Annotated in this window: 2 protein-coding genes; both read right to left on the reverse strand. The window is 58.4% G+C overall.

Translation table 11 applies throughout. The features are described from left to right. Positions 1-438: 438 nt before the first annotated feature. A complete protein-coding gene (locus ARGLB_RS03235; protein ID WP_139023235.1) occupies positions 439-1,053 on the reverse strand; it encodes a hypothetical protein in 615 nt (204 codons plus the stop codon). Between the two features lie 13 nt (positions 1,054-1,066). After that, positions 1,067-1,420, reverse strand: a complete 354-nt coding sequence (locus tag ARGLB_RS03240) for a DM13 domain-containing protein (RefSeq protein ID WP_139023236.1) — start codon at positions 1,418-1,420, stop codon at positions 1,067-1,069. Positions 1,421-1,753: the final 333 nt, after the last annotated feature.

The raw sequence follows: 1,753 nt of genomic DNA on the forward strand, positions 1-1,753 counted from the left end.
GGAGTGGCCGGACTTCGATACACCGCGCACGCCTCTATTGGGCGAGGTGTGGAAAACCATACGTCCTGAGGGTGATGAGCCGCCATCGCCGTACAGCCAGGAGTTCCTGCGGGCCGCCGCCTACTATTGGGACCGCTGGTCCCGGTCCGTTGGCTCAGTCGAACTCCCGTAAAGCTAATGTGACCACCGGTCTACGGAGCAGCAGTCCCCCGTGTGCCAGTCCTCGTGCCGAAGGACGGCGCGCAGCGGTGCCGACCGGCAACTATCCGCAGGGACTAGACAACGTCGAACTGCCCCGTGAAGGGTTCCGTCTGGGGACGGCCGACTCCTTCTCCTAGCCCGATTCGGTACCTCGAAACCTCTGCGCCTCGAAACCTAGCGTTTCGAGGCGCGTTGGAGCGGAAACCTCCTGCGACACGATCCGCGTAGCTTCCGAATCTATTCACTAAGGGGCGGAACCGGAATGATGTCCGCTCCGCAGGTGAGTAGGAGACCCGCGCTGTGACCTGTGAGAGTACAGTCATCGGGTTCGAAGATGTCCGAGACTGACGTCCCATCCGTGCTCCTCTGGTAGACGAAGAAGGATTCCTGTCGGTACACGGCGTAATCTGCGGGGTCGTAGCCCGGCTTTTGAACGAGTACTTTTTCACCGTTTTCAGCCGTGACCAGTGTGTAGTCCGTAAGGGCGTTTATACCGATGCCGACGAAGTATACGAGCCATGGCAAGGCCGCTGCGGTGGCTGCCAGGCCCACCAGAACCGCTGTCAGCCGGCGAAGCCAAGGCCGGGATATTCGCCTGATGCCCGGTGGTACTAACAAAAGCATTGCTGTTACCGTTGTCGCGCCGCTGATGAGATGCGCCCAAAGAATGAGGCCCCAATCCGGCAGCCCGAAATAAACCAGCCGCTTCACACCTGCGTCGAGAGCCCAGGTCGCGGACATATGGACGGTCACCCCTAAGAGCAGGGAGGTAATCGCCGAGATGCAACCGAACTTCACTTGCCGTCGGCTCGTGAGGACCGATGGCGAGTGAAATGTTGTCGCCGTGTTCATAGACGGTGCCCGCTTATAGCTGCTGGGTGAGGTTTGCGGTGCCGTAAGCGGTCCTCTCGGCATTGTTGTAAATGACTACACTCCGGATGGGTGACCGTATAGAGGACCACATCTTGGTGTCCATGTGGATCCTCAAACTGGCGGTGTCATCGATCGGACCTAGGTCGAGTAACTCCGAGGAAGTGATCGCCGGATCCCCTTCATCGTTTGGGCTCAAAGTCCCGGGGCTAAGCATGAGGCGGAGGTCTTCACCCGGCGCAGTTGAAAAGTCCTTTAATTGCAGAACCGCGCCTCTATTGGTGACGTGGATCATGGCCGAGCCGTCAGTGACGGCTGCCTGTGACTGGAACTTTCCCTCAAGTGTCATTGGCCTAGTGGAGGAGGCGGAACTGGAAGGCACGGAAATCTCCGTGTGGGTGCTTCCTGCCTCCGGGGCAGGGCCCGAGTAGGTGCAGGCGGTAAGGCTTGCAGCAATAGTGCCAGCTAGCAGCGCAGGTTTAGGCAGTTTCATGATCCCCCAATGATTCGATCCTTATGCAAGATACCCCAGACATCGTGAGAAACGCTCCGTACAGCCTTCCTCTAGATAGAGGATTTTCAAGCTCCTACTCGTGTGCTCGAAGCGTGCCACTGCTACGCTGGCGGCACGATCACAAGATTTGCTGGCGAAAGCGAATAAGCTTGAAGTCTTGGACTCACC

The sequence above is a fragment of the Arthrobacter globiformis NBRC 12137 genome (assembly GCF_000238915.1).
GTDB lineage: Bacteria > Actinomycetota > Actinomycetes > Actinomycetales > Micrococcaceae > Arthrobacter > Arthrobacter globiformis.